21 protein-coding genes are annotated in these 26,161 nt (G+C 70.5%); 5 read left to right on the top strand and 16 right to left on the bottom strand.

Translation table 11 applies throughout. The features are described 5' to 3' along the window. Positions 1–31 precede the first annotated feature (31 nt). Both BLT78_RS01055 and BLT78_RS01060 read left to right on the top strand, forming a co-directional pair. Positions 32–454: a CBS domain-containing protein gene (locus BLT78_RS01055; protein WP_090347209.1), complete on the top strand. Its 423-nt coding sequence runs from the start codon at positions 32–34 to the stop codon at positions 452–454. A gap of 72 nt (positions 455–526) precedes the next feature. Further along, the gene (locus BLT78_RS01060) at positions 527–2,014 is read left to right on the top strand and encodes a helicase HerA-like domain-containing protein (RefSeq protein WP_090347210.1); all 1,488 of its coding nucleotides are present in this window, start codon (positions 527–529) and stop codon (positions 2,012–2,014) included. A 172-nt stretch (positions 2,015–2,186) separates the two neighbouring features. On the opposite strand, the gene BLT78_RS01065 is transcribed toward BLT78_RS01060, so the two are convergent. From BLT78_RS01065 to BLT78_RS01105, 9 genes are all read right to left on the bottom strand, one after another. Beyond that, on the bottom strand, positions 2,187–4,520 hold the full coding sequence (locus BLT78_RS01065) for an FdhF/YdeP family oxidoreductase (RefSeq protein ID WP_090347211.1): 2,334 nt from the start codon (positions 4,518–4,520) through the stop codon (positions 2,187–2,189). A gap of 23 nt (positions 4,521–4,543) precedes the next feature. After that, positions 4,544–5,371, bottom strand: a complete 828-nt coding sequence (gene fdhD / locus BLT78_RS01070) for a formate dehydrogenase accessory sulfurtransferase FdhD (protein WP_090347212.1) — start codon at positions 5,369–5,371, stop codon at positions 4,544–4,546. A gap of 121 nt (positions 5,372–5,492) precedes the next feature. After that, the gene (locus BLT78_RS01075) at positions 5,493–6,383 is read right to left on the bottom strand and encodes a LysR substrate-binding domain-containing protein (protein WP_090347213.1); all 891 of its coding nucleotides are present in this window, start codon (positions 6,381–6,383) and stop codon (positions 5,493–5,495) included. 79 nt (positions 6,384–6,462) lie between these two features. Then, on the bottom strand, positions 6,463–6,942 hold the full coding sequence (locus BLT78_RS01080) for a DUF7673 family protein (RefSeq protein ID WP_090347214.1): 480 nt from the start codon (positions 6,940–6,942) through the stop codon (positions 6,463–6,465). A gap of 340 nt (positions 6,943–7,282) precedes the next feature. After that, positions 7,283–11,218 (bottom strand): trifunctional transcriptional regulator/proline dehydrogenase/L-glutamate gamma-semialdehyde dehydrogenase, encoded by a 3,936-nt coding sequence (gene putA / locus BLT78_RS01085; RefSeq protein ID WP_090347215.1) that lies wholly within the window; start codon positions 11,216–11,218, stop codon positions 7,283–7,285. A gap of 392 nt (positions 11,219–11,610) precedes the next feature. Next, complete coding sequence (locus BLT78_RS01090; protein WP_090347216.1) at positions 11,611–12,867, bottom strand: aromatic amino acid transport family protein; 1,257 nt, start codon at positions 12,865–12,867, stop codon at positions 11,611–11,613. Between the two features lie 290 nt (positions 12,868–13,157). Continuing rightward, complete coding sequence (gene chrA / locus BLT78_RS01095; protein WP_090347217.1) at positions 13,158–14,516, bottom strand: chromate efflux transporter; 1,359 nt, start codon at positions 14,514–14,516, stop codon at positions 13,158–13,160. Between the two features lie 102 nt (positions 14,517–14,618). Further along, the gene (locus BLT78_RS01100; RefSeq protein WP_090347218.1) at positions 14,619–15,386 is read right to left on the bottom strand and encodes an alpha/beta fold hydrolase; all 768 of its coding nucleotides are present in this window, start codon (positions 15,384–15,386) and stop codon (positions 14,619–14,621) included. A gap of 1 nt (position 15,387) precedes the next feature. Continuing rightward, positions 15,388–16,407: a M14 family zinc carboxypeptidase gene (locus BLT78_RS01105; protein WP_090347219.1), complete on the bottom strand. Its 1,020-nt coding sequence runs from the start codon at positions 16,405–16,407 to the stop codon at positions 15,388–15,390. Positions 16,408–16,650: 243 nt separating this feature from the next. On the opposite strand from BLT78_RS01105, the gene BLT78_RS01110 reads away from it, so the two are divergent. Both BLT78_RS01110 and BLT78_RS01115 read left to right on the top strand, forming a co-directional pair. Continuing rightward, the gene (locus BLT78_RS01110) at positions 16,651–17,598 is read left to right on the top strand and encodes a GGDEF domain-containing protein (RefSeq protein ID WP_090347220.1); all 948 of its coding nucleotides are present in this window, start codon (positions 16,651–16,653) and stop codon (positions 17,596–17,598) included. Between the two features lie 30 nt (positions 17,599–17,628). Beyond that, positions 17,629–18,381: a Mut7-C RNAse domain-containing protein gene (locus tag BLT78_RS01115; RefSeq protein ID WP_090347221.1), complete on the top strand. Its 753-nt coding sequence runs from the start codon at positions 17,629–17,631 to the stop codon at positions 18,379–18,381. 140 nt (positions 18,382–18,521) lie between these two features. On the opposite strand, the gene BLT78_RS01120 is transcribed toward BLT78_RS01115, so the two are convergent. Genes BLT78_RS01120 through BLT78_RS01130 form a run of 3 tightly spaced genes read right to left on the bottom strand, consistent with a single transcriptional unit; the run spans position 18,522 to position 20,104 of the window. Continuing rightward, positions 18,522–18,977 carry a hypothetical protein gene (locus BLT78_RS01120; RefSeq protein WP_090347222.1) on the bottom strand — a complete coding sequence of 152 codons (456 nt, stop codon included), beginning with the start codon at positions 18,975–18,977 and terminating at the stop codon, positions 18,522–18,524. Between the two features lie 44 nt (positions 18,978–19,021). Continuing rightward, positions 19,022–19,465 carry a GNAT family N-acetyltransferase gene (locus BLT78_RS01125; protein ID WP_090347223.1) on the bottom strand — a complete coding sequence of 148 codons (444 nt, stop codon included), beginning with the start codon at positions 19,463–19,465 and terminating at the stop codon, positions 19,022–19,024. A 60-nt stretch (positions 19,466–19,525) separates the two neighbouring features. Continuing rightward, the gene (locus tag BLT78_RS01130; protein WP_090347224.1) at positions 19,526–20,104 is read right to left on the bottom strand and encodes a histidine phosphatase family protein; all 579 of its coding nucleotides are present in this window, start codon (positions 20,102–20,104) and stop codon (positions 19,526–19,528) included. A 301-nt stretch (positions 20,105–20,405) separates the two neighbouring features. Here BLT78_RS01130 and BLT78_RS01135 point away from each other — a divergent pair, with 301 nt between their 5' ends. After that, positions 20,406–21,305: a transporter gene (locus BLT78_RS01135; protein ID WP_231975665.1), complete on the top strand. Its 900-nt coding sequence runs from the start codon at positions 20,406–20,408 to the stop codon at positions 21,303–21,305. An 18-nt stretch (positions 21,306–21,323) separates the two neighbouring features. On the opposite strand, the gene BLT78_RS01140 is transcribed toward BLT78_RS01135, so the two are convergent. The 4 genes from BLT78_RS01140 to BLT78_RS01155 all read right to left on the bottom strand — a co-directional run bounded on the left by BLT78_RS01140 (position 21,324) and on the right by BLT78_RS01155 (position 26,153). Next, positions 21,324–22,106, bottom strand: coding sequence for an IclR family transcriptional regulator (locus BLT78_RS01140; protein WP_090347226.1), 783 nt, complete (start codon positions 22,104–22,106; stop codon positions 21,324–21,326). Positions 22,107–22,258: 152 nt separating this feature from the next. Continuing rightward, positions 22,259–22,939, bottom strand: coding sequence for a sarcosine oxidase subunit gamma (locus tag BLT78_RS01145; protein ID WP_090347227.1), 681 nt, complete (start codon positions 22,937–22,939; stop codon positions 22,259–22,261). Positions 22,940–22,941: 2 nt separating this feature from the next. Continuing rightward, on the bottom strand, positions 22,942–25,848 hold the full coding sequence (locus BLT78_RS01150) for a 2Fe-2S iron-sulfur cluster-binding protein (protein ID WP_090347228.1): 2,907 nt from the start codon (positions 25,846–25,848) through the stop codon (positions 22,942–22,944). Then, positions 25,845–26,153, bottom strand: coding sequence for a sarcosine oxidase subunit delta (locus tag BLT78_RS01155; RefSeq protein ID WP_090347229.1), 309 nt, complete (start codon positions 26,151–26,153; stop codon positions 25,845–25,847). Before BLT78_RS01155 ends, BLT78_RS01150 begins: the two co-directional genes overlap by 4 nt. Between the last annotated feature and the right edge of the window lie 8 nt (positions 26,154–26,161).

Genomic DNA, 26,161 nt, shown 5'->3' on the forward strand with positions numbered 1-26,161 from the left:
GTGACAATTCAAGGACAAGAGGAGTAACGCCATGCTCAAGTCGATCAAGGTGCGCGACTACATGACCCGCCACCTGGTGACCTTCCGCCCGGAAATGGACCTGTTCACCGCCATCAACCGTCTGCTCGAGCACACCCTGGCCAGCGCGCCGGTGGTGGATGCGCAGGGCCATCTGATCGGCATGCTGTCGGAGAGCGACTGCCTGCGGGCGATTCTCGCCGGCGCCTACTTCGACGACGCCCACGGCACGGTCGGCGGCTACATGACCCCGGCGGTGGACACCATCGATGCCGACGCCGACGTCATCCAGGCGGCGGAGACCTTCCTGCGCGGCCAGCGCCGGCGTCTGCCGGTGCTGGAGAACGAGCGCCTGGTCGGCCTGATCAGCCGCCACGACGTGCTGCGCGCGGTCAAGGAGTTCGCCCAGCACGAGAAGGGCAAGCCGAACGACTGAACGACGACCGGCGGACGCGACCGGTCGCCCCGGGGGTTGGCGGTCGCGTCCGCCACACTGGGGAAAGGGAAGATGCCTGAAAATCGTCAACTGCTGCTCGGCGCCGATCCGGCGGGGCAGCCCGTCGGCCAGCTGCTGCGCCTGGCCAATCGCCACGGCCTGATCGCCGGCGCCACCGGCACCGGCAAGACCGTCACCCTGCAGCGCCTCGCCGAAGCCTTCAGCGACGCGGGTGTCGCGGTGTTCGCCGCCGACATCAAGGGCGACCTGTGCGGCCTCGGTGCCGTCGGCGAGCCCAAGGGCAAGATCGCCGAGCGCATCGCCGGCATGCCCTGGCTGGCGCATCGGCCGCAGGCCTATCCGGTGACCCTGTGGGACGTCGCCGGGCAGAGCGGCCATCCGCTGCGCACCACCCTCAGCGAAATGGGCCCGCTGCTGCTCGGTGCGCTGCTCGAACTCACCGACAGCCAGCAGGCTGCGCTGTATGCCGCCTTCCAGGTCGCCGACCGCGAAGGCCTGCTGCTGCTCGATCTCAAGGACCTCAAGGCGCTGCTCAACCACCTGCAGGCCCATCCCGAGGTGCTCGGCGAGGACCGCGCGCTGTTCACCGGCGCATCCGGGCAGGCGCTGCTGCGCCGTCTGGCGACCCTCGAGCAGCAGGGCGCCGAGGCATTGTTCGGCGAGCCGGCGCTGCAGCTGGAGGACCTGCTGCAACCGGCGGCGGACGGTCGCGGGCGCATCCACCTGCTCGACGCCAGCCGCCTGGTGCACGAAGCGCCCAAGGTCTACGCCACCTTCCTGCTCTGGCTGCTGGCCGAACTGTTCGAGCAGCTGCCCGAGCGCGGCGACGCCGACCGGCCGCTGCTGGCGCTGTTCTTCGACGAGGCGCACCTGCTGTTCGCCGATACGCCCAAGGCGCTGCAGGAGCGCCTCGAGCAGGTGGTGCGGCTGATCCGCTCCAAGGGCGTCGGCGTCTACTTCGTCACCCAGTCGCCGGGCGATCTGCCGGACGCGATCCTCGCCCAGCTCGGCCTGCGCATCCAGCACGGCCTGCGCGCCTTCACCGCCAAGGAGCAGAAGGCCCTGCGCGCGGTAGCCGACGGCTTCCGTCCCAATCCGGGGTTCGACAGCCTGGCGGTGCTCACCGAACTGGGCATCGGCGAGGCGCTGGTCGGTACCCTGGAGGACAAGGGCACCCCGGCCATGGTGCAGCGCGTGGCCATCGCTCCGCCGCAGTCGCGCATCGGCCCGCTCGGCGAGGGCGAGCGCGCCGCGCTGATCCGCCAGTCGCCACTGGCCGGGCGCTACGACCGGCCGGTGGACCGCGAGTCGGCCTACGAGCTGCTCACCGCCCGTGCCGCGCAGGCCGGGGCGCCGGCGGTCAAGGGCAAGGCCGGCGCGGCGCAGGAGGAGCCATCGTTCGGCGCCATGGCCGGCGAGCTGCTCGGCAGCGCGGTCGGTCAGGCGATGAAGAGCGCGGTGCGCCAGGCGGCCAACCAGCTCGGCCGCGAGCTGGTGCGCGGGCTGATGGGGTCGCTGCTGGGTGGCAAGCGGCGCTGACGATGCATCGCGCGACCGGCGGTCGCGATGGTGGGTTACGCCGCTGTGCGGCTAACGCACCCTACGGGAGCAGGGCCTTGGCCAACGTGCGGGCATCACGGACGTAGGGTGGGTTAGGCCTCCGGCCGTAACCCACCAACCAGGCCGCAGGCCTGGCTGCATTCGATCCGGCTCAGCTGGCCCGGGCGATCAGCCCCGACTCCCGCGCCGGCAGCACGCGGATGGCGACGAACTTCGAAGTCGGCGTGTGGCTGCCCGCGCCGACGCTCCCCAGCGGCACCAGCGGATTGGTTTCCGGGTAGTAGGCGGCGGCCTGGCCCGGCGGGGTGTCGTAGGCGAGCAGGGTGAAGCCGGAGACCCGTCGCTCGATGCCGTCGTCCCACAGCGACAGCAGGTCGACCTTCTGCCCGGGGGCGAGGCCCAGCCGCTGGATGTCCTGTGGATTGACGAACAGCACCTCGCGCATGCCCTTGACCCCGCGGTAGCGGTCGTCGAGGCCGTACAGGGTGGTGTTGTACTGGTCGTGGGAGCGCAGGGTCTGCAGGATCAGGTCGGGCTGCTCGCCCCGGCGGCGCACCTGTTCGGGCACCAGGTCGTCCGGCAGCGCGTGGCTGTGGAACTCGGCGCGGCCGCTGGCGGTGTGCCACTGCCGGCGCGCCGCGGCGTTGCCGAGATGGAAACCGCCCGGCCGGGTCAGGCGCTGCTCGAAGTCGGCGAAGCCGGGGATGGTCTCGCCGATCAGGCGGCGGATGCGCGCGTAGTCCTCGACCAGCCACAGCCAGTCCACCGGTTGGCGGCCGAGGCTGGCCGCGGCGATGCCGGCGATGATCGCCGGCTCCGAGCGGATCTGCGCCGACAGCGGTTCGAGCTGGCCCCATGAGGCGTGCACCATGCTGAACGAATCCTCCACCGTCACCGCCTGCGGGCCGCCGGCCTGGCGGTCGATGTCGGTGCGCCCCAGGCAGGGCAGGATCAGCGCCTGCTTGCCGGTGACCAGGTGGCTGCGGTTGAGCTTGGTGCTGATCTGCACGGTCAGCGCGCAGCTGCGCAGCGCCCGGTGGGTACGCGGAGTATCCGGGGTGGCCTGGGCGAAGTTGCCGCCCAGGCCGATGAACACCCGCACCCGGCCGGCGAGCATGGCCTCGATGGCCTCCACGGTGTTGTGGCCGTTGCGGCGCGGCACCTTGAAGGCGAAGCGCTTTTCCAGGGCATCCAGCAGCGCCGCCGGCGGCCGCTCGTTGATGCCCATGCTGCGGTCGCCCTGCACGTTGCTGTGGCCGCGCACCGGGCAGGCGCCGGCGCCCGGCTTGCCGACGTTGCCGCGCAGCAGCAGCAGGTTGACGATCTCCTGGATGGTCGCCACCGAATGGCGGTGCTGGGTGATGCCCATCGCCCAGCAGACGATCACCCGCCCGGCGTTGCGGTAGATGCGCGCCGCCTGCTCGATCTCGGCTAGCGTCAGGCCCGACTGCGCCTCGATCTGCGTCCAGGGTGTTGCCTCCACCGTGGTCAGGTAGTCGTCCAGGCCGGTCGTATGCTCGGCGAGGAAGGCATGGTCGAACACCGCCGGCCGGCCGTCGCGCTGCGTCTCGCGCTCCCACTGCAGGAGGAACTTGGCCATGCCGCGCAGGGCCGCCAGATCGCCGCCGAGTCTCGGCCGGAAGTAGGCGCTGTGGGTCGGTGCGGCGCCGTTGGCGAGCATCTCCAGGGCCTTCTGTGGATGCTGGAAGCGCTCCAGACCGCGCTCCTTGAGCGGGTTGAAGCACACCACCTGGGCGCCGCGCTGCACCGCCTCGCGCAGCGGTTCGAGCATGCGCGGGTGGTTGGTGCCGGGGTTCTGGCCCATCACGAAGATGGCGTCGGCGTGCGCGAAGTCGGCGTAGGTGACGGTGCCCTTGCCGACTCCCAGGCTCTCGCCGAGGCCGACACCACTGGCCTCGTGGCACATGTTCGAGCAGTCGGGGAAGTTGTTGGTGCCCAGCGCGCGGCCGAGCAGCTGGTAGAGGAAGGCCGCCTCGTTGCTGGCCCGCCCGGAGGTGTACAGCTCCAGCTGGTCGGGGTGCTGCATGGCCCGGAGTTCTGCGGCGATCAGCCGGAAGGCCTCGTCCCAGCCGATCGGCAGGTAGTGGTCGCTGGCGGCGTCGTAGCGCAGCGGCTCGGTCAGGCGGCCCTGATATTCCAGCCAGTAGTCGCTCTGCTCGGCGAGCTGGCGCACGCTGTAGCGGGCGAAGAACTCGGCGCCGATGCCGCGCTTGGTGGCCTCCCAGTTCACCGCCTTGGCGCCGTTCTCGCAGAAGTTCACCGCGTGCTTGCCGGGCGCCTCGCCCCAGGCGCAGCCGGGGCAGTCGAAGCCGCCGTTCTGGTTGGTCTTGAGCAGGGTGCGGATGTTCTTCAGTGCGTTGTCGCTGCCCAGCCAGGCGCGGGTCACGCTGCGCAGCGCGCCCCAGCCGCCGGCCGGGCCGGGGTAGGGCTGGAAGTGGGCGGCGGGCTGGAAGCGGTCGGTCATGGCGGTTCCCTTGCCTGGATGGATCAGGCGGCTGGCGGCGCCGGGCTGTAGACCCGCGGCGCGCTGTGGTGGGGCAGGTGGATCAGGTTGAGGTTGTGCGCGCGCGCCCACTGCACGGTCAGCGCGGTGGGCGCCGACAGGCACACCAGGGTGGCGATGCGTGCGCGCACCGCCTTGTGGATCAGCTCCAGGCTGCAGCGGCTGGTGACCGCCACGAAGCCGTCGTCGGGCGCACTGGCCGCGCCATGCAGGGCGCCGATCAGCTTGTCCAGCGCGTTGTGGCGGCCGATGTCCTCGCGGCAGCGGAGCAGGCGTCCGCTGCCGTCGACCTGCAGCGCGGCATGCACCGCGCCGCTGTGGCGGGCCAGCGTCTGCGCGCTGGCGATGCGCTCGCGCAGGCCGGCGAGATGCTCGGCCGGCGGCAGCGGCCGGCCGGGCAGCGTGGCGAGCGGCGGCAGCGCCTGCTCCAGCGCCTCGACGCCGCACAGGCCGCAGCCGCTGGTGCCGGCCAACTGGCGGCGCTGGCGTTTCAGCGCCCAGAAGGCGCGGCTGGAGATCTGCACCTCGGCGCGGCGCGTGGCGCCCTCGCCGTGGAGGCTGAGGTCGTAGATTTCATCGAGACTGTCGATGATGCCGCTGCTCAGGGTGAAGCCGAGCACGAAGTCCTCGAGATCCTGCGGGGTGACCATCATCACCGCCTGGCTGAGGCCGTTGTAGACGAGGGCCAGGGCGCATTCCTCGGCCAGCGGAGCGGCGGCCTGCGCGGCTTCCGGCGTCAGTTCGGCATAGCTGTAGCCCTGCAGGTCGGCGCTGGCCGGCGGTACGGCGGGTAGAGCGGTGGCGCGTGGCATGGCAGGGCCCCTGCGACAATTCGACCCGGTCAGCCTATGGCGATTGGCCAGGGGCGTCCAATCGCTGTTGCCGATACCATGATCGAGCGAGTCTATCGAGGCGCGGAGCAACGCCCCGAGGCTAGCCGGACAAGCCCAGCAGCGTCGCCGCTTCGGCGAAGCAGGCCTCGGCCAGCGCCAGGCGCGGCGCGCTGCGGCGCAGGATCAGGCCGAGCGGGGCGAGGGTGTGGGCGGCCTCGATGGGCGTCAGGCCGAGGTACTCGGTCAGCCGGTCCAGGCCGCTGTCCAGCGGCATCACCGCACAGCACAGGCCGGCGCTGACGGCCTGCAGCAGCTGGTGCACGGCATCGGTCTCCAGGCGTGGCTGCGGGCTGAGGCCGCGGCTGCGCAGGGCGTGATCGATGGACTGGCGAAAGTGCATGCCGCTGGACAGCAGCCCGAGCGGCAGGGCGGCCACCGCTTCCCAGTCCAGGGGCGCCTGCGCGAAGTGGAAGTGACGGCGGTCGTGCAGCAGCCCCATGCGCGTTTCCGCCAGCTCCAGGCTGTCGAAGTGTTCGCGATCGAGCCGGTCGAGGTAGGAAATTCCCAGATCGAGCTGGTTGCGCCCGAGGCGCTCGAGAATCTGCTCGCTGCTCAGGGAGAACAGCTGGAAGCGCAGTTCCGGATGGCGCTCGGCGAACAGCTGCACCAGGCGCAGCGGATCGAACCCCGCCAGCGGCACCACGCCCAGGCGCAGGGTGCCGACCAGTTGGCCGCGGCAGGCCGCCGCTTCGGCGTACAGGCCGTCCTGGGCCGCGAGCAGGCTGCGCGCCCAGGCGAGGATGCGCTCGCCCTCGGCGGTGAAGCCCTCGAAGCGCTGGCCGCGGCGCACCAGCTCGAGGCCCAGCTCCTCCTCCAGGTTGCGCAGGCGCATCGACAGGGTCGGCTGGGTGACATGGCAGCGCGCCGCCGCCTGGCCGAAGTGGCGGGTTTCGTCGAGGGCGACGAGAAAGCGCAGTTGCTTGATGTCCATCGGCGGCGTGGTCCGGGCGCAGGGATGGCGCGACTCTGCCATAACCCTGCGCCGGGCGCATCGTCTTGTCGGGAGGGCGTCAGGTGGCCGTGAGGCTGGTGTAGTCCGCGATCTCGGGAGCTTCGTCGCACCGACGCTGGTGGGTCTGCAGTTGTTGCCAGATGCGTTCGCCGTCCTTGATGCACAGATGGATCGGCGAGAGGGAAAACTGGTGGAGTTGCAGCACGGCGATGCAGTCCTGCCACTGCTCGATCTCCAGGCGCCGCAGCCTGGCAAGGTTGAAGAGGTGTTCCTGGCCGCTCCACAGGCCGAGCAGGAAGTCCCGGCAGATTTCACTCTGCCCGTCTCCCGTGCCGCTGAGGGCGGCTTCCAGCAGTCTGGCGAGGGCTTCCTGCGCCTGGGGAATCATCGTCCGTTGCTCTGAACGCCAGCGTTCGTACCGCGCCATGCGCGCTTCCAAAGCGTGTTCGATCTCGGCTTCCTCGCGGGCGCGGCGGGCGCGCTCGATATCGTTGGCCGGGCGCTTGATCGGGAGGGGTACTGCAGCATCGTCACTCATCGAGACCTCCCACAACTGACCGCTGCCGAACCGGTGGCAGCGGGTTTCCACTCAACAACAGTGTGAAGTCTGTATGCAATTAGACTGCAGTCAAGTTGACGTCTGAATGTTGACGACGAGCGGGGAGGGAGCGACGGAACGAGAGGTTTTGGGGTGGGGAGCTGGCTGGTGGTGGCGGGTGTCGGTCTGTCGGCGTTCTGCTGGCGGAAAGTCGACGGTTATCCGCCGTCGATCGGGGTAACGTCGGCCAGGCCGGAGTCGCGCAGGCGAGCGGGAAAACCCCACCCGCCTGCGGCGATGTCCCTTGCCGGCCAGTCGCCGGCAAGGGGCAGGGCAACGCTTAGCCGATGGTCATCAGGCTGGCGTTGCCGCCGGCGGCGGCGGTGTTGACGCTCAGGGCGTGCTCGACCAGCAGGCGCTCCAGCGGGATGTCGCTGTCGCCCTTGTTCAGGCCGTTGACGCCGACGATCGCCCCCGGGCGCTTGGCGGCCAGCTGGCAGACTTCGCGCAGCTGGTCGGAATCGCCATGGTGGATGATGGCGTCGAAGGCCAGTTCGCAGGTGGTCCAGTCGCCGACCAGCTGGATGCGCTGCTGCACTTCCCTGGGCAGCTGGCCGAGCAGCTTGCGGTTGGCCGCGTTGTCCTGCCACAGCACCTGGCAGCCCACCGCCAGCACGGCGGCCAGCTGGGTCAGCAGGTCCTGGGCGTCGTCGGCCAGGCACAGCACGCGCTCGCGCGGCAGCAGGCTGTAGCTGTTGCGCTCGCCGGTCGGGCCGGTCAGCAGCTGGATGATGCCGCTGGCGGCCAGCGCCGCGTAGCGCTCGGCCAGTTCAGCCAGTTCGGGCTGCTGCTTGCGCGCCCAGTCCAGCAGGGCCTGGAACACCGGGCCGCGCGACTCCGGACGCTGCACCTCGCCTTCCTGCAGCTGCTTGCTGACCGCATCCTGCGGGCGGGTGGCGAGCAGGCGGTACAGGTACAGCGGGCCGCCGGCCTTCGGGCCGGTGCCGGACAGGCCCTCGCCGCCGAACGGCTGCACGCCGACCACCGCGCCGACCATGTTGCGGTTGACGTAGAGGTTGCCGACCTTGGCGGTATCCACCACCTGGGCGATGGTCTCGTCGATGCGGGTGTGCACGCCGAGGGTCAGGCCGTAGCCGCTGGCGTTGATCTGCGCCAGCAGCTCGTCCAGCTCGGCGCGGCGGTAGCGCACCACGTGCAGCACCGGGCCGAAGATCTCGCGCTTGAGCTCGTCGAAGCTGTCCAGCTCGATCAGGGTCGGCATCACGAAGGTGCCGCGCTTGATTTCCTCGCCGTTGGCGCGCGACAGCTGGTGCACCTTGCGGCCCTTGTCGCGCATGGCCTGGATGTGCCGCTCGATGTTGCCCTTGGCCTCCTCGTCGATCACCGGACCGATGTCGGTGTTGAGGCGCTCCGGGTTGCCCAGGCTGTACTCGGCCATGGCGCCCTTGAGCATCGCCAGCACGCGGTCGGCGACGTCTTCCTGCACGCACAGCACGCGCAGCGCGGAGCAGCGCTGGCCGGCGCTGTCGAAGGCGGAGGCGATCACGTCGACCACCACCTGCTCGGTCAGCGCCGAGGAGTCGACGATCATCGCGTTCTGCCCGCCGGTCTCGGCGATCAGCGGCAGCGGGCGGCCCTGGGCGTCGAGGCGGCCGGCGAGGTTGCGCTGGATGATCCCGGCGACCTCGGTGGAGCCGGTGAACATCACCCCGCGGATGCGCTCGTCGGCGATCAGCGCGGCGCCCACGCTCTCGCCGCGGCCCGGCAGCAGCTGCACGGCGCCGGCCGGCACGCCGGCCTCGAGGAGGATGCGTACCGCCTGGGTGGCGATCAGCGGGGTCTGCTCGGCGGGCTTGGCCAGCACGGTGTTGCCGGCGGCCAGCGCGGCGGCCACCTGGCCGCTGAAGATCGCCAGCGGGAAGTTCCACGGGCTGATGCACACCACCGGGCCCAGCGGGCGGTGGGTGTCGTTGCTGAAGTGGTTGCGCGCCTGCGCCGCGTAGTAGCGCAGGAAGTCGACCGCCTCGCGCACCTCGGCGATGGCGTTGGCGAAGGTCTTGCCGGATTCGCGCACCAGCAGGCCCATCAGCTGCTGGATCTCGGCCTCCATCTGGTCGGCGGCGCGTTCCAGCACGCCGGCGCGCTCGGCCGGCAGGGTGGACTGCCAGATCTGCCCGCTGGCCACCGCGCACAGCACGGCGCTGCGCACGTCCTCGAGGCTCGCCTCGTGCACCTGGCCGACGATGTCGCGGTGGTCGGCGGGGTTCTTCACCGGTTGCGCCGCGGCGGGGGCGGCGCTGTCGCAGCCGAGCATCGGCAGCGCCTGGTACTGGTGGTTGGCGGTCGACAGCAGCGCCGAGGACAGCGAGCCCAGACGATGCTCGTTGGCCAGGTCGATGCCGCTGGAGTTGACCCGCGCCGCGCCGTACAGGGCGCGCGGCAGCGGGATGCGCGGGTGCGGCAGGCCGAGGGTGCCTTCCTGGGCGGCCATCTGCTCGACCTGGGCGACCGGATCCTCGACCAGATCCTTGAGCGAGATGCTGTGGTCGGCGATGCGGTTGACGAACGAGGTGTTGGCGCCGTTCTCCAGCAGGCGGCGCACCAGGTAGGCGAGCAGCGTCTCGTGGCTGCCGACCGGGGCGTAGATGCGGCACGGGCGGTTCAGCTTGCCGTCGGCGACCTTGCCGACCACCTGCTCGTAGAGCGGCTCGCCCATGCCGTGCAGGCACTGGAACTCGTACTGGCCGGGGTAGTAGTTCTGCCCGGCGAGCTGGTAGATGGCCGACAGCGAGTGGGCGTTGTGGGTGGCGAACTGCGGGTAGATCGCCTCCGGCACCGCCAGCAGCTTGCGCGCGCAGGCGATGTAGGACAGGTCGGTGTACGGCTTGCGGGTGTACACCGGGAAGCCTTCCAGGCCCTCGACCTGGGCGCGCTTGATCTCGCTGTCCCAGTAGGCGCCCTTGACCAGGCGGATCATCAGGCGGTGGCGGCTGCGCTTGGCCAGGTCGATCACGTAGTCGATCACGTACGGGCAGCGCTTCTGGTAGGCCTGGATGACGAAGCCGATGCCGTTCCAGCCGGCCAGCTTGGGCTCGAAGCACAGGCGCTCGAGCAGGTCCAGCGACAGCTCCAGGCGGTCGGCCTCCTCCGCGTCGATGTTGATGCCGATGTCGTACTGGCGGGCCAGCAGGGTCAGGCCGAGCAGGGTCGGATACAGCTCGTCCATCACCCGCTCGTGCTGGGCGCGGCTGTAGCGCGGGTGCAGGGCGGACAGCTTGATCGAGATGCCCGGACCCTCGTAGATGCCGCGGCCGTGGGAGGCCTTGCCGATGGCGTGGATGGCCTGCTCGTAGGAGGCCAGGTAGCGCTTGGCGTCATCAAAGGTCAGCGCCGCCTCGCCGAGCATGTCGTAGGAGTAGCGGAAGCCCTTGGCTTCCAGGCTGGCGGCGTTGGCCAGCGCCTCGGCGATGGTCTCGCCGGTGACGAACTGCTCGCCCATCAGGCGCATGGCCATGTCCACGCCCTTGCGGATCACCGGCTCGCCGCTCTTGCCGATGATGCGGTTGAGCGCGGCGGTCATGCCGCTCTCGTTGTGGGTGGAGACCAGCTTGCCGGTGATCAACAGGCCCCAGCTCGCCGCGTTGACGAACATCGACGGGCTCTGGCCGAGGTGCTGGCTCCAGTTGCCGTTGGCGATCTTGTCGCGGATCAGGGCGTCGCGGGTGGCCTTGTCCGGGATGCGCAGCAGCGCCTCGGCCAGGCACATCAGCGCCACGCCTTCCTGCGAGGACAGCGAGAACTCCTGCAGCAGGCCCTGCACCAGACCCTGGCGGCCGCCGGCGTTCTTCTGGTTGCGCAGCTTCTCGGCCAGGCTCAGCGCCAGCTTCTGGCTGGCCTCGGCCAGCTCGCGCGGCATGCGCGCCTGCTCCAGCAGCATCGGCACCGCCTCGGTTTCCGGGCGACGGTAGGCGGCGGTGATCGAGGCGCGCAGCACCGACTGCGGCAGGATGCTCTCGGCGAAGTGCAGGAACACCTGCAGGCCCTGCTCGGTCAGCGCTTCCAGCGGCTCCTCGCCGGCGGCCACGGCCAGGCCGTTGTGCTCGGCCGGGGTTGCACCGCTCTCGATCTGCTCGAGGTAGTTGAAGATCGCCTGTTTGATCAGCCAGTGCGGCGTGCGGTCGATCTGCTGGGCGGCCTTCTTCAGGCGGTCGCGGGTGGCGTCGTCGAGTTTCACGCCAAGAGTGGTGCTTGCCATGACGGGGATCCTGTCTTGTTGTGTGCGCAGGGAGTGCGTGGCGGAAGATTAAGCGCAACCCTGTACCGGGTGCAACCCAGGTGCAACCGAGTCATCGGTTGCTGCCGACGAGTTGCGCTTCTGGATCCGAGGCGCACTGGCCGTCGGTCGTGCCGCGTGTGGCACAGGCCTGGAGCAAGGATAGGAGAAATCGCCGGTTGCGCGAGGACGCTGGTCGGAAGGCGCGGGCTGGTCGAGGGGTGAAACCGGTTGCCGGAATCGGTTGCGCCTGGTTCCGGGCGGGCGCGGCGGGCGGTGAGGTGCAACCGCCGGATGGCGGCGCCGAGGACGGTGGGCGGCGCGGTCGGGGGGGGAGGGGCGGAAGCCCGGGCCCGGGCTTCCGCAGAGCCGGCTTACCAGCCGGCCGGCAGCAGCTCCAGGGAGCTGCAGATCGCGTAGGCGGCGCTGGCCAGGTAGATCAGCACGATGGCGATCTGGATCGCCGGATGGGCGATCCAGCCGCACTGCCAGGCCGGCTGCAGGTCGCCCTGGCGGCGCGCGGCGCGCAGCATCAGGATCGGCATGATCGACAGGATCACGCCGCTGAAGGCGCCGGCGAAGTACAGCGCGTTGACGAAGCCGACCATGCCGCTGTAGGCCAGCACGAAGGGCGGCACGCAGACCAGGCCGAGCACCACCAGGCGGGTCTTGGGCTGGGTTTCCGCGCCGAGGGAGTGGAACTTGTCGAAGATGTTGGTCAGGAAGCTGCCGCCCAGGCCCCAGTAGGAGGTCAGCATGGCGCACAGGGCGAAGGTGTTGGCGGTGTAGAACGCCCACTGGCCGAGCGCCTGGCCCCAGGCCAGGGTGGCCACCTCGGTCTGGTTCTCCAGGCCGGTGAGGGCGATCACCGACATAGGCACGATCGACAGCAGCACGAAGGTCAGGCCCATGCCGGTGATCACCGCCTTGGGCAGGCGCTCGGGGGCATGGCTGAAGCCGCGCGCCATCTCCGGCACGATGTACTGGGCGGAGAAGCAGAACACCGCGATGTTGAACACCGGCACCATGTACACCCAGTCGCCCTCGAACAGGCGGGCGGCGTCGGTGTTCTCGTTGACCAGGGTGGCGATCACCAGGATGACGATCATGCTGACCATGCCGATGCTGATGAACTTCTCGCCCTTGCCGATGGCGCCCAGGCCCATGTACAGCACCAGCGCCGCCGGCACGAAGAACAGCAGGCTGCCGAGCGCCGGGTCGATGCCGAGGAAGGCGCTGAGGATCTTGCCGCTGCCGCTCATGTAGGCGATCAGCGCGCCGATGCTGTTGACCGCCACCGAGGCGAAGATCGCCCAGGCGCCGAACGAGCCCACGTAGCGCTGGGCCAGGCCGCTGAGCTGGTTGTGGGTGCGGGTGCGCAGCGCGGTTTCCGACACGTAGAGCATGGAAATGGTGGTGAACACGCCGGCCACCGCCAGCCAGATCAGCAGCGGCATGAAGCCGGCCTTGCGGCTGGCGTAGGCCATCGACAGCACGCCGGCGCCGATGTTGGTGCCGACGATCATCGCCACGGCTTCGAGGAAGCTCAGGCGCTTGACCTCGAGGCCCGACGCGTCGACGGCCTCTCCTGCAGCCTGATCCTGGAAGTTCTGGACCCGGGTATTACTCATGACAGCATCCTCAGATGAACATTCAACCAACAGAAGGCCCTGACCTTGAGCTGCCTGGCCTTTGCGTCTGCGAACGAACGAGGGCACTGCGGGACAACGGTGGGGAAGGGGCCTCCTGGCAATCGTCCTGATTCCGGCTGGGGTGCGGAGGCAGGGTGCGGGCGCACGGCTCCGGACCGCCGGTTTCAAGCGGGCGGTGAAAATATCACACGGGATGTTGTTTTATTTGAAATGCCTGATTCGACTTTGGTCGAATCAGGCCAGGACAGGGCACGACCTTTGCCAGCGGCTCAGTTCAGCGCCAGATGCACCAGCAGCCCCGCCAGCGCGCAGCCGCCCAGCACCTCGATCACCCCGCGCTGGAAGCGCAGCAGGGCCAGCGCGGCGGCCAGGGCGATCAGCGCCGACGGCCAGTCGAAGCGGCCGGCGAAGCCTTCCGGCCACAGCACGTGGTAGCCGAAGAACAGCGCCAGGTTGAGGATCACCCCGACCACCGCGGCGGTGATGCCGGTCAGCGGCGCGGTGAAGCGCAGCTCGCCGTGGGTCGACTCCACCAGCGGCCCGCCGGCGAGGATGAACAGGAACGACGGCAGGAAGGTGAACCAGGTGACCAGGCAGGCGGCCACGGCGCCGGCGAGGAACGCCTGCTCCGGGCCGAACAGCTCCAGCACGTAGCCGCCGACGAAGCCGACGAAGGCCACCACCATGATCAGCGGGCCGGGCGTGGTCTCGCCCAGCGCCAGGCCGTCGATCATCTGCGTCGGCGTCAGCCAGCCGTAGTGGCCGACCGCGCCCTGGTAGACGTAGGGCAGCACCGCGTAGGCGCCGCCGAAGGTGAGCAGGGCGGCCTTGGTGAAGAACCAGCCCATCTGCGTCAGGTGGCCGTGCCAGCCGAACAGCGCGGTGAGCAGGGCCATCGGCAGCAGCCAGAGCAGCGCGCCGACCAGCGCGGTGCGCAGCAGGCGCGAGCCGTGAAAGCGCGCATGGGCGGGCGTCGGCGTGTGATCGTCGATCAGCGCCGGGCCGTAGGCATGTTTCGCCGCAGCGTGGCCGCCGCCGGCCTGGAAGCGCTGCGGCGCCAGCCGCCCGCCGAGGTAGCCGAGCAGCGCGGCGCCCAGCACGATCAGCGGAAAAGGCACCTGCAGGGCGAAGATCGCCACGAATGCCGCGGCGGCGATGCCCCACAGCCAGGCGTTCTTCAGGGTGCGCGCGCCGATGCGGTGGGCGGCGTGCACGACGATGGCGGTGACCGCCGGCTTGATGCCGTAGAACAGTCCGGCGACCAGCGGCACATCGCCGAAGGCCAGGTAGATCCACGACAGGGCGATCAGGATGAACAGCGAGGGCAGCACGAACAGCGCCCCGGCGATCACCCCGCCGCGTGCGCCGTGCAGCAGCCAGCCCAGGTAGGTGGCCAGCTGCTGGGCCTCCGGGCCGGGCAGCAGCATGCAGAAGTTCAGCGCGTGCAGGAAGCGCTTCTCGGAGATCCAGCGGCGGCGCTCGACCAGCTCCTGGTGCATGATCGCGATCTGCCCGGCCGGGCCGCCGAAGCTGATGAAGCCGAGTCTGAGCCAGAACCGCAGGGCTTCGCGCAGGGCAGGCGCGGCGGGGGGCGTGTCCGCTGCGGACGGGGTACGGGGTTCGGTCATGGGGCGGTGTCCCTGGTGGCGGTCGCCCCCTCCCGGGCGACGGTGGCGAATGGCGAGGACTGATCCGTGGCGGGGGTACAGACTCGGCGATGGCCCGGCAGTTTACTCCGCGGCGTGTTGCAGGACAGCGTGCGCGTCCAGCCATTCGCCGATGCGGGCGGCCACCCAGGCGCCGTCGTCCAGCGGCAGGTCGTGGCCGGCGCCGGGATGCTCGGCGTAGGCCAGCTGCCAGTGCGCGGCCAGTGCCCGCGAGCAGTGCGGATCGACCAGTGCGTCGCGGCGGCCGCCGAGCACCAGCATGGGCAGCGGCGGGCGCCGCGCCGGCAGGCGGAAGCGCGCGGCGGCGGCCAGCTGGCGCAGGGCGTTGGCGGTGCTGACCGGATGGCGGCGGCGCAGGGCGATCCAGGCCTCCAGCACCGCCGGATCGGCGCGCGCGCTGGTCAGGCGCAGGATAGCCGCCTCGCGCTCGCGCGCATCGCGGCTGGTCAGCACGCCGAGCAGGGCCGGGTAGCCGGCCGGGCGCAGGCGGCGGTGGAACGGGCTGAGGCCGGCGAAGCTGGTGTTGATCAGCACCGCGCCGGCCACCTCGGCCGGATGCGCCGCGGCCCAGGCCACCGCCACCATCGCCCCCAGCGACATCGCCAGGATATGCAGCGGGCCGCGGATGCCCTGCGCCTGCAGCTGTGCGCGGCAGGCCGCGACCATAGCGTCGACCGTCGGCGGGCTGGCCTCGTGGTGCCGCGCGCCGTTGCCGGGCAGGTCGAGGGCGAGGATGCGCGCGCCCGGCAGGCGCGCCGCCAGCACGGCGGGGAACTCGCCCCAGTGACCGCTCTCGCGGGTCAGGCCGCGCAGCAGGAGCCAGGTCGCCATGCTAGTGCCACGGATACCAGCGGCGCAGGGCCTGCTGGCGATGCTGCTCGCGCGCCTCGCCGACCGGGCACCAGCCGCGCCAGCCGCAGGCGGCGCGGCCGACGAAGTCCAGCCACTCCACCTGGCGGCGCAGCACGCGCGCCTCGCGGTGGCCGAGCAACGGGTTGAACAGGCCCTGCAGCGACAGCAGCTGGCGCGGATTCTTCTTCACCCACAGCCAGGAGCCCATCTCCAGGGTCAGCGGCAGGTGCACCCGCGCCGGGTCGCGGCAGGCGCGCCGGTACAGGTGGTCCCACAGGTCGCCGTGGGTCAGGTACTGGCAGCTCTGCGGCTCGAACACGTAGGGGTGGTAGTGGTGGGTCTGGTCGAGCACCTCACTGAGCGCGTGCATCTCCGCCAGGTGCGGGATCGGCTTGCGGGTGCCGGCGTAGGGGAACCAGATGCGGTCGCGCAGGCCGAAGCCGGAGTGGCAGTCGACGGCGATGCTGAAGTGGTGGCTGAGCAGCTCCGCCTCCACCAGGTCGCACAGCGCCTGGCTCTCGGCCTGCATCGGGGCGCTGCGCGGGCCGCGATACCAGGGCAGGCGCGAACTCAGGCGCTGGCCGCCGACCAGGAAGGCGGCGCGCTGCTCGGCCTCCAGCGGCGCGTTGCGCATCAGGTCGACGCCCTGCGGGTTGGCGCGGGTGCCGCGCCACAGGCCGCCGGGGTTGACCACCGGCATGAACACCATGCGCATGCGCTCGAGCTGTTGCTGCAGCAGGCTGTCCCAGGCCAGGCGCGCCGCCACGCTGCGCAGGAACGACAGCACCACGCTGGCGCCGATGCGCTCCAGGCCGTGCACGCCGCCGAAGTAGCCCACCGCCGGCGCCTCCGCGGCCGGGTTGCCCAGGCTGATGGCGTACACCGGCAGGTCGTGCTCGCCCACCGCCACCCGGCACAGCACGCGCGCGTCCAGCAGGTGGCCGAGCCGGTCGAGCAGATGCTCCAGTTCGACGAGTTCGCTGGGCGCGCTGGCGGACATGGGATCTCCTTGGCGGAACAGAGCGGTGGCAGTCGCAAATTCGGCGCGGGCTGATACGCTTTCACTTGCCGGCCATGATGGGCCGGTGGCCGGGCCATCACCTGGGTCGGCGGTCGTGCCGCGTGTCGGTCGTACCCCGGATGCACCCCTTCGCTAGCCAGTTTAGGCGCCCGTGTGGCGCCCGCTTGGCAAAGCGGTGGCCGGAATCCAGCGATTTTTCATTCAGGGGACGAAGAAAACGCGATGGATACCCTCAGCAGTTTCAGCGAGTTCGAAGCCTCGGCGCGGGCGGTGATCGACTTCCTGCGCCGGCGGCTGGGTTTCGACCTGTGGATGGTCACCCGCCTGGAAGGGGAAGAGGGCCTGGTGCTCCTCTGCGAGGACCACGGTTACGGCGTCGCGCCCGGCACCCAGTTCCGCTGGGCCGACTCCTGCTGCGCGCAGATGGTGCAGGGCAACGGCCCGCACATCGCCCCGGACACCGCGCAGGTGCCGGCCTATGCCGCGGCGCCCCTGGGGCGCAGCCTGCCGATCGGCGCCTACATCGGCATGCCGCTGCTGCGCGCCGACGGCAGCCTGTTCGGCAGCCTGTGCGCCATCGACCCGCGGGCGCAACCGGCGGCGATCGTCGGCGAACTGCCGCTGCTCGAGCAGCTGGCGGACATGCTCAGCACCACCCTGCAGCTGGAGCTGCGCATCGCCGAGGAGGCGCGCCGCGCCGAGCGCTTCCAGGCCGAGGCGCTGACCGACGCCATGACCCACCTGTACAACCGCGGCGGCTGGGAGCAGCTGCTCGACGCCGAGGAGGCGCGCTGTCGGCGTTACGGGCATTCGGCGGTGGTGCTGATGATCGACCTCGACGAACTGAAGCGGGTCAACGACAGCCAGGGACATGCCGCCGGCGACGCGCTGATCGTGCGCACCGCCCATGCGCTGCGCCGCGCGGTGCGCGAGATCGACATAGTCGCGCGCCTGGGCGGCGACGAGTTCGGCGTGATCGGTGTCGGCTGCGGCGTCGCCGGCGGCGACGTCCTGCGCGCGCGGGTGGAGGCCGAGCTGGCGAGCGACGGCATCCGCGCCTCCATCGGCCTGGCCCTGCGCGAGGCGCGCGACGGTCTGCGCGAAGCCTGGGTGCGTGCCGACCAGCGCATGTATCAGCGCAAGCACGTGCGTTTCGACCGGGCGCACTGACTTCGCCCGTCGCCTGCCATACTTCGAACCATGGTCAGCGCGACTTTCCGCTTCTACGAGGAGCTCAACGACTTCCTGCCCGCCGAGCGCCGCCGCCAGGCGTTCACCTGCGAGTGCGCGCGGGCGGCCACGGTCAAGCACATGATCGAGGCGCTCGGCGTGCCGCACACCGAAGTCGAACTGGTGCTGGTCAACGGCGAGTCGGCGGGCTTCGAACGGGCCATCCTCGATGGCGACCGCATCGCCGTCTACCCGCGCTTCGAGGCGCTGGACATCAGCCCGCTGCTCAAGGTGCGCAGCCGGCCGCTGCGCGCGCTGCGCTTCATCGCCGACGCCCACCTCGGCGGGCTGGCGCGCCTGCTGCGCATGAGCGGCTTCGATACCCTCTACGACAACCGCTTCGAGGACGCCCAGATCGCCGAGATCGCGGCCCACGAGGGGCGCATCGTGCTGACCCGCGACCGCGAACTGCTCAAGCGGCGCATCGTCAGCCACGGCTGCTACGTGCATGCGCTCAAGCCCGCGCTGCAACTGCGCGAGCTGTTCGAGCGCCTCGACCTGGCGCGCAGCGCGCGGCCGTTCAGCCTGTGCGTGCACTGCAACCTGCCGCTGCACGAGGTCGCTACCGAGCTGGCCCGCGCCCGCGTGCCGCCGCGCGCGGCCCTGCTCTACTCGCGCTTTCTCGGCTGCGACGCCTGCCAGCGCCTGTACTGGGAGGGCTCGCACTGGCGCAACATGTGTGCGCTGCTCGGCCCGCTGCTGGCGCCGCCGGGCGACGATTAGGGCCTGTACGAAAAGCCAGCCGAGCGAAGGTCAGGCAAGGCGAAAAGTGGCGAGGAAGCGGGGTTTACTCGTCGTAAATGAACATTCCGCGCTGCTTTTCAACGCAGCCTGACCGAGCGCAGGCACTTTTCGTACAGAGCCTAGTCGATCTCGCCGCAGAACAGGTCGTAGCCGCCGTCCGCCGGGCTGGCGCGCACCACCAGGCTGTAGCCGCCGCTGCGCAGCTGCGCCAGCGGCACCTCCAGCCACTTGTTCAGCCGCCAGCCGGCCTGGGCGAAGCCGACGCGGCTGGCCAGCACGATCCGGTTCAGCTCCCAGGCCGGTGCCGGGCCGAGCCGCTCGCAGCGGCCGGGGTAGAGGTAGGTGTACAGGTGCACCGGACGACTGGTGCCGTCCGGCACGCCGCCGACGAAGATGACGATGCCGGTGCGGCCGTCCTCGCCGGTCAGGCTGGCGCGGGCGATCTCGCCGGCGTTGTGCTGCGTCGCCCGCAGCGGCACGTCGAGGATCTGCCGCGGCTCGCCGCCGCGGCCGGCGCAGCCCGGCAGCGCCACGGCGGTGGCGACGAGCAGCAGGCAGGTCTGGGGGATCTTCATCGCGTGCCTCCTCGGCCGGGTCGCCCCTGCAGCCTAGCCCAGCTTCACAGCGCCCGGCGCAGCGGCCGCATCGGCGAGGGCGCGAAGCCGTGGCGCCGGTAGAAGCGCTGCGCCGCCTGGTTGTCGCCGTCGGTGAGCAGGGTGATCCGCCGGCAGCCCTCTGCCTGGGCATGGGCGATGGCCGCCTGCAGCAGTGTCGAGCCGATGCCCGCGCCGCGTGCGCCGGCGTCGACCACCATGTCCTCGAGCAGCGCCACCCGCGCGCCGAGCGCGGTGGACACCGTGTAGAGCAGACTGACCATGGCCCGCACGCGGTCGTCCTCGACCGCCACGAGGATGGCGCCGAGCGCCGGATCGGCGAGGATCGCCGCCAGGCCGCGCTGCTGCGCCGCATGGTCGGGGGTGAATTCGGCTTCCTGGGCGAACAGCTGGGCGAGCAGCTGGCACAGTGCCGGCAGGTCGGCGGCGGTGGCGAGGCGGACGGACACGGCGAGGCTCCATGAGCAGGGAGAGGTGGCGCAGCGATGCAGAAAGCGCGCCAGCAGCGCTCAGACCGCCTGACGAGCCTCGGCGCCGGGCCGATACACGCTGCATTGCCAGTAGCCGCTGAACGGTCGCTTCGGTCCCTGCCAGCCGAGGGCCAGCAGCTCGCGGGCGATCAGCATGGTCATCAGGCCGTGGCCGACCAGCAGCACCGAGTCGTTCTCGCGGGCCAGCTCGATCAGGCGCAGCGCCGCCTGGCGGGCCCGCCAGCGGCTCTGCGGCAGGGGCGCGGCATGCAGGGACACGCCGTAGAACCAGGCCAGGCGGAACATCGCGCTCCACGCCAGCGGCGGCAGCTTCGCGCAGGACCAGTGCGGGCAGGGCAGCTCGGCCTCGCAGAACAGCGCGTCGCACAGCACCTCGCGCCCCGCCGCCAGCCGCTGCGCCGACTGCAGGCTGCGCGGCAGGGGGCTGCTGGCCAGCAGCCGGGCGGCGGCGGCCTGGGCGCGGATGGCCGCCGGCACCGCGGCGGGCGCGATGCCGGCGCGGTCGTAGTGGCGCAGCCAGTCGCTCATCGCCATCGGCGCGACCCAGGAGTCGAGCTGCAGGTCCGGTTTGCCATGGCGGGCGAGGGTGATGTGCATGGGTTGTTCCGAGCGGAGTCGCCTTAGCCACTATAGGCCGTGCGCGCGAGCGGCATGGCGCCGGGGTTCACTGTTCTGCGCTGGGCGGCGGGGGCGATCGATGGCTGGCCTTCAGGTTCCCGTCAGCCAGTCGATAACAAGGCGACGAGAGTCGCTGCCGCCGCGGTTGCCGAGGCTCCTGTGGCGATGACGGTCGCCGGCCACTGTGGCTCAGGTTGCCAGGCGGTCGAATGGCGCTCCTCGTCAGCCAACAACAACAAGATATGGGCGGGGTGACGATATGCCGAGATACGGTGCAGGCTTGCGGGCTCGATTGGCGCCAGGGCGCCGCGCGTTTTGGCGCGCACTGGCAGGGCTGTGCGGCGGTCTGGCGTGCAGCCTGCCGGCCGTCGCCCTGGATCTGGACGCCGGCGAATACGTGCCGGCTCCGGCCGGTACGACCCTCGGCCTGCTCTACCTGCAACAGGCCGAGCGCGACCACCTGTACCGCGACGGCCACCGCCTGGCCGGCTCGCCGGGCCTGGATTCGCAGATCGGTATCCTGCGCGTGGCGCACTACGCCGACCTTGGCGGCTATCGGATCGCGCCGCAGATCATCCTGCCCTTCGGCCGTGTCGATGGGCGCCACGATGCGCATCTGCTCGGCGACAGCAGCGGCGTGGCTGATCCGAGCCTGGCCATGCCGGTATGGTTGCTGAACCAGCCGGAGCAGCAGCGCTTCTTCGCCATCAGTCCCAACCTGTCCATTCCGGTCGGCAGCTACGACAACGAGCGGCGCCTGAATCTCGGCGAGAACCGCTGGAAGCTCAACCTGCAGGCCGCCTACGTCACCGCTATCGGTGCGCGGCTGGCGCTGGATCTGGCGGCGGATGTGACCTTCTACGGTCGCAACGACAGCTACGGGCCGCTGCAGTGGAGCCATCGGCAGAAACCCAGCTACCAGTACCAGGGCTTCCTGCGCTACCCGCTGAGCCACACCCTGGACCTGCGCGGGGGGCTGTCCTGGCAGTCCGGTGGCGAGAATTGCGTGGAAGATTCCTGGCAAAACGACAGTCAACGCACCGGCAAGTGGTCAGCGGGGTTTGCCTGGTTCTTCCTCGCGGATACCCAGCTGGTGGCCACCGTGGGCCGCGATCTGGTGGTGGATAACGGCTTCTTCGAGGAGCGGCGGCTCAATATCCGCCTGCTGCACGTCTTCTGACGGCGCCTGGCGCGCCGCTCAGCCGCCCAGCTCGGCGGAAATCCGCACCGCCGTCTGCAGCAGCGCCTCGCGAAAGCGCGCCTGGGATTCCGCGCTGTCCATCACCGCGTCCGGGCCGGACAGGTTGATGGCGGCAACCACCTCGCCGAGGTGGTTGCGGATGCCGGTGGCGATGGCGGTGGAGTAGTCGGAGCGGTGCAGCACCCAGCCGCGCGCGCGGTCGCCGGCGATCAGCTCCTGCAGCTCGGGCAGGGTCCTGGGCGCCGGCGGCGCGTAGCCGTCGAGACGCACATGGGAGTAGAGCGCGTCGAGCACCGGCGGGGTCAGGCCGCTGAGCAGGATGCGGCCCATGGCGGTGCAGTGGCAGGGGATGCGCGTGCCGATCGGGATGTTCACCGACAGGCGCTGGGCGGCGAAGGCGCGGCACAGGTACAGGCTGTCGGTCTGCTCGCGGATGCTCAGGTGGCAGGACAGCGAGGTGCGGTCGCGCAGGGCGTTGAGGTGCGGCAGGGCGAGGTCGACCAGGTCGCGGCTGGCCAGGTAGCTGAAGCCGTCGGAGACCACCTGCGGGCCGAGTTCCCAGGTGTTCTTGGCCAGCTTGCGCAGGTAGCCCATCTCCTCGAGGGTATAGAGGATGCGGTAGAGCGCCGAGACGCTGACGCCCAGGCGCTCGGCGATCTCGTTGCTGGCCAGGCTGCGCTGGCGGGCGTTGAACATCTGCAGGATGGACAGGCCGCGCTGCAGGGCGGGGACCCTGTAGTCGGTGTCGCGGCCGTTGTCGAGGTCTTCGTCGAGGGACATGGAAAACTCCGCAGGTGAGTGAGGCGTAGGGTGGGTTAGGCCGCAGGCCGTAACCCACCGACCGGCCGCAAGGCCGGCCATGGCGATGCCTGGCGGCATCGATGGTGGGTTACGCCGCTGCGCGGCTAACCCACCCTACGATTGGCGGCGCCTCACAGCAGCGCATCGATCCCCGCCGGTGCGCCGCCGAACTCGGCCATGGCATCCAGCAGCGCGCCCCAGAAGTAGTCCGCCGAGGCGCGGTCGCAGAGGATGTGGAAACACGGCAGCTCGCCTTCCGGCAGGTTGACCACGATGACGTTGATCCGCGCCGCCGAGGTCTGCGCCACAGCGCCGACCGGGAAGGCCTCGGGTCGCAGGTCGACGCCGCACAGCTTGGCCATCACTTCGCTGATGTGCTCGCCGGTGAGCAGCAGCCAGGCGTGGCTGTCCTGGCGCGGCAGCAGGTAGTTGCCGCCGGCGCCGAGCTGCCAGTCCCGTTCCTCGCCGGCCAAGCGCGAACCGGCGTCGCGCAGGCTGCCGAGCAGCAGGTACTCGGTCTGCGACAGGCGCGCCACGTGGCCGCCGTCGGCCTGGGTCAGCGCCCGGTTGGGCGCCTCGGGCAGCGCGTAGCCGCGCCCGCTCAGGTAGTCGGCGGCCTGCGCGCCGCGAAAGCCGACGCGCGCCAGGTTGCTCAGGTCGATGAGCGCGCAGCGTTGCAGCTGCGGGCTTTCGTCGTGCTCGCCGTAGTGGGCGACCACCACGCTGTCGCCCAGTTGGCCGAGGGTGGCGCCGGCGTGGCGGCGGTACAGCGGGCTGCGTTCGGTGAATTGCTGGGCTTGCAGAGCGGCCATGATCACAGCTCCTGACGTTGGGTTTCGGGATCGAAGAACGGCAGCTTGACCACCGTCGCCTGCACCACCTGGCCGCCTTCGACGCGGATCGGGATCTGGCTGCCCGGCGCGCTCTGTTCGAACGCGCAGTAGGCCAGGCCGATGATCTGGCCGAGGGTGGCGCTGTACTCGCAGGAGGTGACGTTGCCGCTGATGTCCGGGCCGTTGAGTACCAGGTGGCCTTCCAGCGGCTTGGCCGAGGTGGCCGGCAGGGTGAAGCCGACCAGCTTGCGCTTGAGCGGCTGCGCCTCGAGGATCTCCACCGAGCGCTTGCCGACGAAGAACGGCTTGCTGCGCGCGATCGCCCAGCCCATGTCGATCTCCGCCGGATGGGTCATGCCGTCGGTGTCCTGGCTGATGATCACGTGGCCCTTCTCCAGGCGCAGCAGGCGCTGGGTCTCGACGCCGAACGGACGGATCTCGTCCTTGGCGCCGGCCTGCATCAGCGCGTCCCACAGGTACTCGCCGTAGCGTGCCGGCACGTGGATCTCGTAGCCCAGCTCGCCGACGAAGCCGACCCGCAAGAGGCGCGCCGGGATGCCGGCCACCGTGCCCAGGCGCACGCCCAGGTAGGGGAAGGCCTCGGCGCTGAGGTCGACGTCCTGGCACAGCTTGCGCAGCACGTTGCGCGCGCGCGGCCCGGCGACGTTGACCGCGGCCAGCGCGGCGGTGACGTTGGTGATGTCGACGTCCAGGCGCCACTGCGCGTTCCACTTGAGCATCTGCTGGTAGATGCGGTCGACGCCGCTGGTGGTGGCGGTGACGTAGAAGTGGTTTTCCGCGAAGCGCGCGCAGACGCCGTCGTCGATCACCACGCCGTGCTCGTTGGTCATCAGCGCGTAGCGCGAACGGCCGACCGGCTGCTTGGCGAAGGCGAAGGTGTACAGGCGGTTGAGCAGCTCGGCGGCGTCCGGGCCGCGCACGTCGAGGCCGCCGAGGGTGGAGACGTCGATGATGCCGACCTTCTCGCGCACGTGGCGGGCCTCGGCCTGCATGCACGTCTCGCGCTCCTCGGGCTTGCCGTAGTAGGCCGGGCGCTGCCAGACGCCGGCCGGCATCATCTTCGCGCCCAGCTCGACGTGGCGCTGGTGCATGGCGGTCTGCCGGTACGGGTCGAAGCCGCGGCCGGCGACGTGGGCCAGTTTCTCGGCGACGAACGGCGGGCGCGCGGTGGTCACCCCGGTCTCGCTGACGCTGCGGTTGGTGGCCTGGGCCACCAGCCGCGCGGTGGGTAGCGCCGAGTGGCGGCCCTGCGAGGGGCCCATGCCGACGGTGGAGAAGCGCTTGACCAGCTGCACGTCGCGGTAGCCGTGGCGGGTGGCGTTGACGATGTCGCGCACCTGCAGGTCCTCGTCGAAGTCGACGAAGTCCTTGCCGTCCGGGTGCGGGAAGATCGGCCAGTCGAAGTTGACCCGCGGCTCGGCGGCGAACGCCTTGCCTGCGATCGGCGCACTCAGGCCGAGCCGGTCGGCGGCGGCGCCACCGGCCAGGCCGCCGTCGAGCAGCACGTTGTCCAGCGCGTGGCGGCCGTTGACCGAGCCGGCCACGCTGAGGTGCTTGGGCAGGCCGCTGAGGGTGAAGGCGGCCTGGGCGTCGTCGTAGCTCAGCTTGCCGCCGGCCTGGCAGAGCAGCTGGTAGACCGGCATGTAGCCGGCGGACATGCACAGCAGGTCGCAGGCGATGGTTTCGCCGGCGCCGGCCACCTGGCCCTTGCCGGTGATGCGGCGCACGTCGACGCCGGTGACGTGGCGCATGCCCTTGGCGTGCAGCGCCTCGTACACGGTGCTGCCGCTGCGCACGGCGATGCCGTGTTGCTTCAGCGCCTCGGCCAGCCGCGCGTCGGCCGGTGCGTTACGCATGTCGATCACGGCGGCGACCGTCACCCCGGCATCCAGCAGGTCGAGGGCGGCGAGATAACCGTCGTCGTTGCCGGTCAGCACCACCGCGCGCTGGCCGGGCTTGACCGCGTAGAGCTTGATCAGGCGCTGGGCGGCGCTGGTCAGCATCACCCCCGGCAGGTCGTTGTTGCGGAACACCACCGGCTGGTCGAAGGCGCCGGCGGCGACGATGCACTGCCTGGCGCGCACCTTGTACAGGCGGTTGGCGTGGATCACCGGCAGGAAGTTGTCGGCGAACCAGGCGTTGCAGGTGGCGTCCTTGAGGATGCGGATGTTCGGGTGGTTCTCCACCGCGCCGACCAGTTGCGCACGCAGCTCGCCGGCGCGCTTGCCCTCGATGTCGAAGCGCGCCCAGGCCAGGGCGCCGCCGAGGTAGGACTGCTGCTCGATCAGCAGCACCTTGGCCCCGGCGTTGGCGGCCTGCAGCGCGGCGTTGAGGCCGGCGGGGCCGGCGCCGACCACGGCGACGTCGACGAACAGGAAGGCCTTGTCGTGGTACTCGGGCTGGAACTTGAGGTCCAGCACGCCGAGGCCGGCCTTCTTGCGGATGATCGGCTCCCAGACCTTCCAGATGCCCTTGGGCTTGTAGAAGGAGCGGTAGTAGAAGCCGACCGGCATGAACCTGGAGAACTTGCCGAGGAAGGCGTCGCGGTCGCCGTCCAGGGAGCCGGCGAAGTTCTGCCCGGTGACGGTCAGGCCCTCGGCCAGCGGCTGCAGGTCGGCCAGCACGTTGGGCTCGCTGGGCAGCTGCACCAGGGTGTTGGCGTCCTGGCCAGCCATGGTCAGCGGGCCGCGCGGGCGGTGGTACTTGAACGAGCGCGACAGCAGCCAGCGGCCGTTGGCGGCCAGGGCGCTGGCGATGCTGTCGCCGGCGTAGCCCTGATAGCTGCTGCCGTCGAAGGTGAAGCTGAGCGGCCGGCTGCGGTCGATCAGCAGGCCCATGGGCGCGGGCAGGCGGCTGAAGGCGGTCATACGGTGGCCTCCCGGGCAGGCGCCTTGGCGACGAAGTCGACGCGGCGGGTGAAGACTTCCTTCGCATCGAAGGTGCGGATGATCTCGTCGGTGACGGTGTGGCGCTCGGCGAGGAACCAGTAGCTGGAGGCGTTGTGCATCCACCACTCGGTGACCACGCCGGCGTGGTTGTCGCTGTTGAACACGTAGTCGGCCCACTCGGCGTCGCTGCAGCTGGCCGGGTCGGGCATCGGCTTGAACTCGCCGCCGTAGGTGAATTCGCTGATGTTGCGCGGACCGTTCAGGGGGCAGGGCATGATCTTCATCGCGGGTT

The sequence above is a fragment of the Pseudomonas oryzae genome, from assembly GCF_900104805.1.
Taxonomy (GTDB): Bacteria; Pseudomonadota; Gammaproteobacteria; order Pseudomonadales; family Pseudomonadaceae; genus Geopseudomonas; species Geopseudomonas oryzae.

Coding starts and splice junctions, on each gene's coding strand:
- BLT78_RS01055 (WP_090347209.1), top strand. CDS start 32: ATGCTCAAGTCGATCAAGGTGCGCGACTACATGACCCGCCACCTGGTG.
- BLT78_RS01060 (WP_090347210.1), top strand. CDS start 527: ATGCCTGAAAATCGTCAACTGCTGCTCGGCGCCGATCCGGCGGGGCAG.
- BLT78_RS01065 (WP_090347211.1), bottom strand. CDS start 4,520: ATGACCGACCGCTTCCAGCCCGCCGCCCACTTCCAGCCCTACCCCGGC.
- fdhD (WP_090347212.1), bottom strand. CDS start 5,371: ATGCCACGCGCCACCGCTCTACCCGCCGTACCGCCGGCCAGCGCCGAC.
- BLT78_RS01075 (WP_090347213.1), bottom strand. CDS start 6,383: ATGGACATCAAGCAACTGCGCTTTCTCGTCGCCCTCGACGAAACCCGC.
- BLT78_RS01080 (WP_090347214.1), bottom strand. CDS start 6,942: ATGAGTGACGATGCTGCAGTACCCCTCCCGATCAAGCGCCCGGCCAAC.
- putA (WP_090347215.1), bottom strand. CDS start 11,218: ATGGCAAGCACCACTCTTGGCGTGAAACTCGACGACGCCACCCGCGAC.
- BLT78_RS01090 (WP_090347216.1), bottom strand. CDS start 12,867: ATGAGTAATACCCGGGTCCAGAACTTCCAGGATCAGGCTGCAGGAGAG.
- chrA (WP_090347217.1), bottom strand. CDS start 14,516: ATGACCGAACCCCGTACCCCGTCCGCAGCGGACACGCCCCCCGCCGCG.
- BLT78_RS01100 (WP_090347218.1), bottom strand. CDS start 15,386: ATGGCGACCTGGCTCCTGCTGCGCGGCCTGACCCGCGAGAGCGGTCAC.
- BLT78_RS01105 (WP_090347219.1), bottom strand. CDS start 16,407: ATGTCCGCCAGCGCGCCCAGCGAACTCGTCGAACTGGAGCATCTGCTC.
- BLT78_RS01110 (WP_090347220.1), top strand. CDS start 16,651: ATGGATACCCTCAGCAGTTTCAGCGAGTTCGAAGCCTCGGCGCGGGCG.
- BLT78_RS01115 (WP_090347221.1), top strand. CDS start 17,629: ATGGTCAGCGCGACTTTCCGCTTCTACGAGGAGCTCAACGACTTCCTG.
- BLT78_RS01120 (WP_090347222.1), bottom strand. CDS start 18,977: ATGAAGATCCCCCAGACCTGCCTGCTGCTCGTCGCCACCGCCGTGGCG.
- BLT78_RS01130 (WP_090347224.1), bottom strand. CDS start 20,104: ATGCACATCACCCTCGCCCGCCATGGCAAACCGGACCTGCAGCTCGAC.
- BLT78_RS01140 (WP_090347226.1), bottom strand. CDS start 22,106: ATGTCCCTCGACGAAGACCTCGACAACGGCCGCGACACCGACTACAGG.
- BLT78_RS01145 (WP_090347227.1), bottom strand. CDS start 22,939: ATGGCCGCTCTGCAAGCCCAGCAATTCACCGAACGCAGCCCGCTGTAC.
- BLT78_RS01150 (WP_090347228.1), bottom strand. CDS start 25,848: ATGACCGCCTTCAGCCGCCTGCCCGCGCCCATGGGCCTGCTGATCGAC.
- BLT78_RS01155 (WP_090347229.1), bottom strand. CDS start 26,153: ATGAAGATCATGCCCTGCCCCCTGAACGGTCCGCGCAACATCAGCGAA.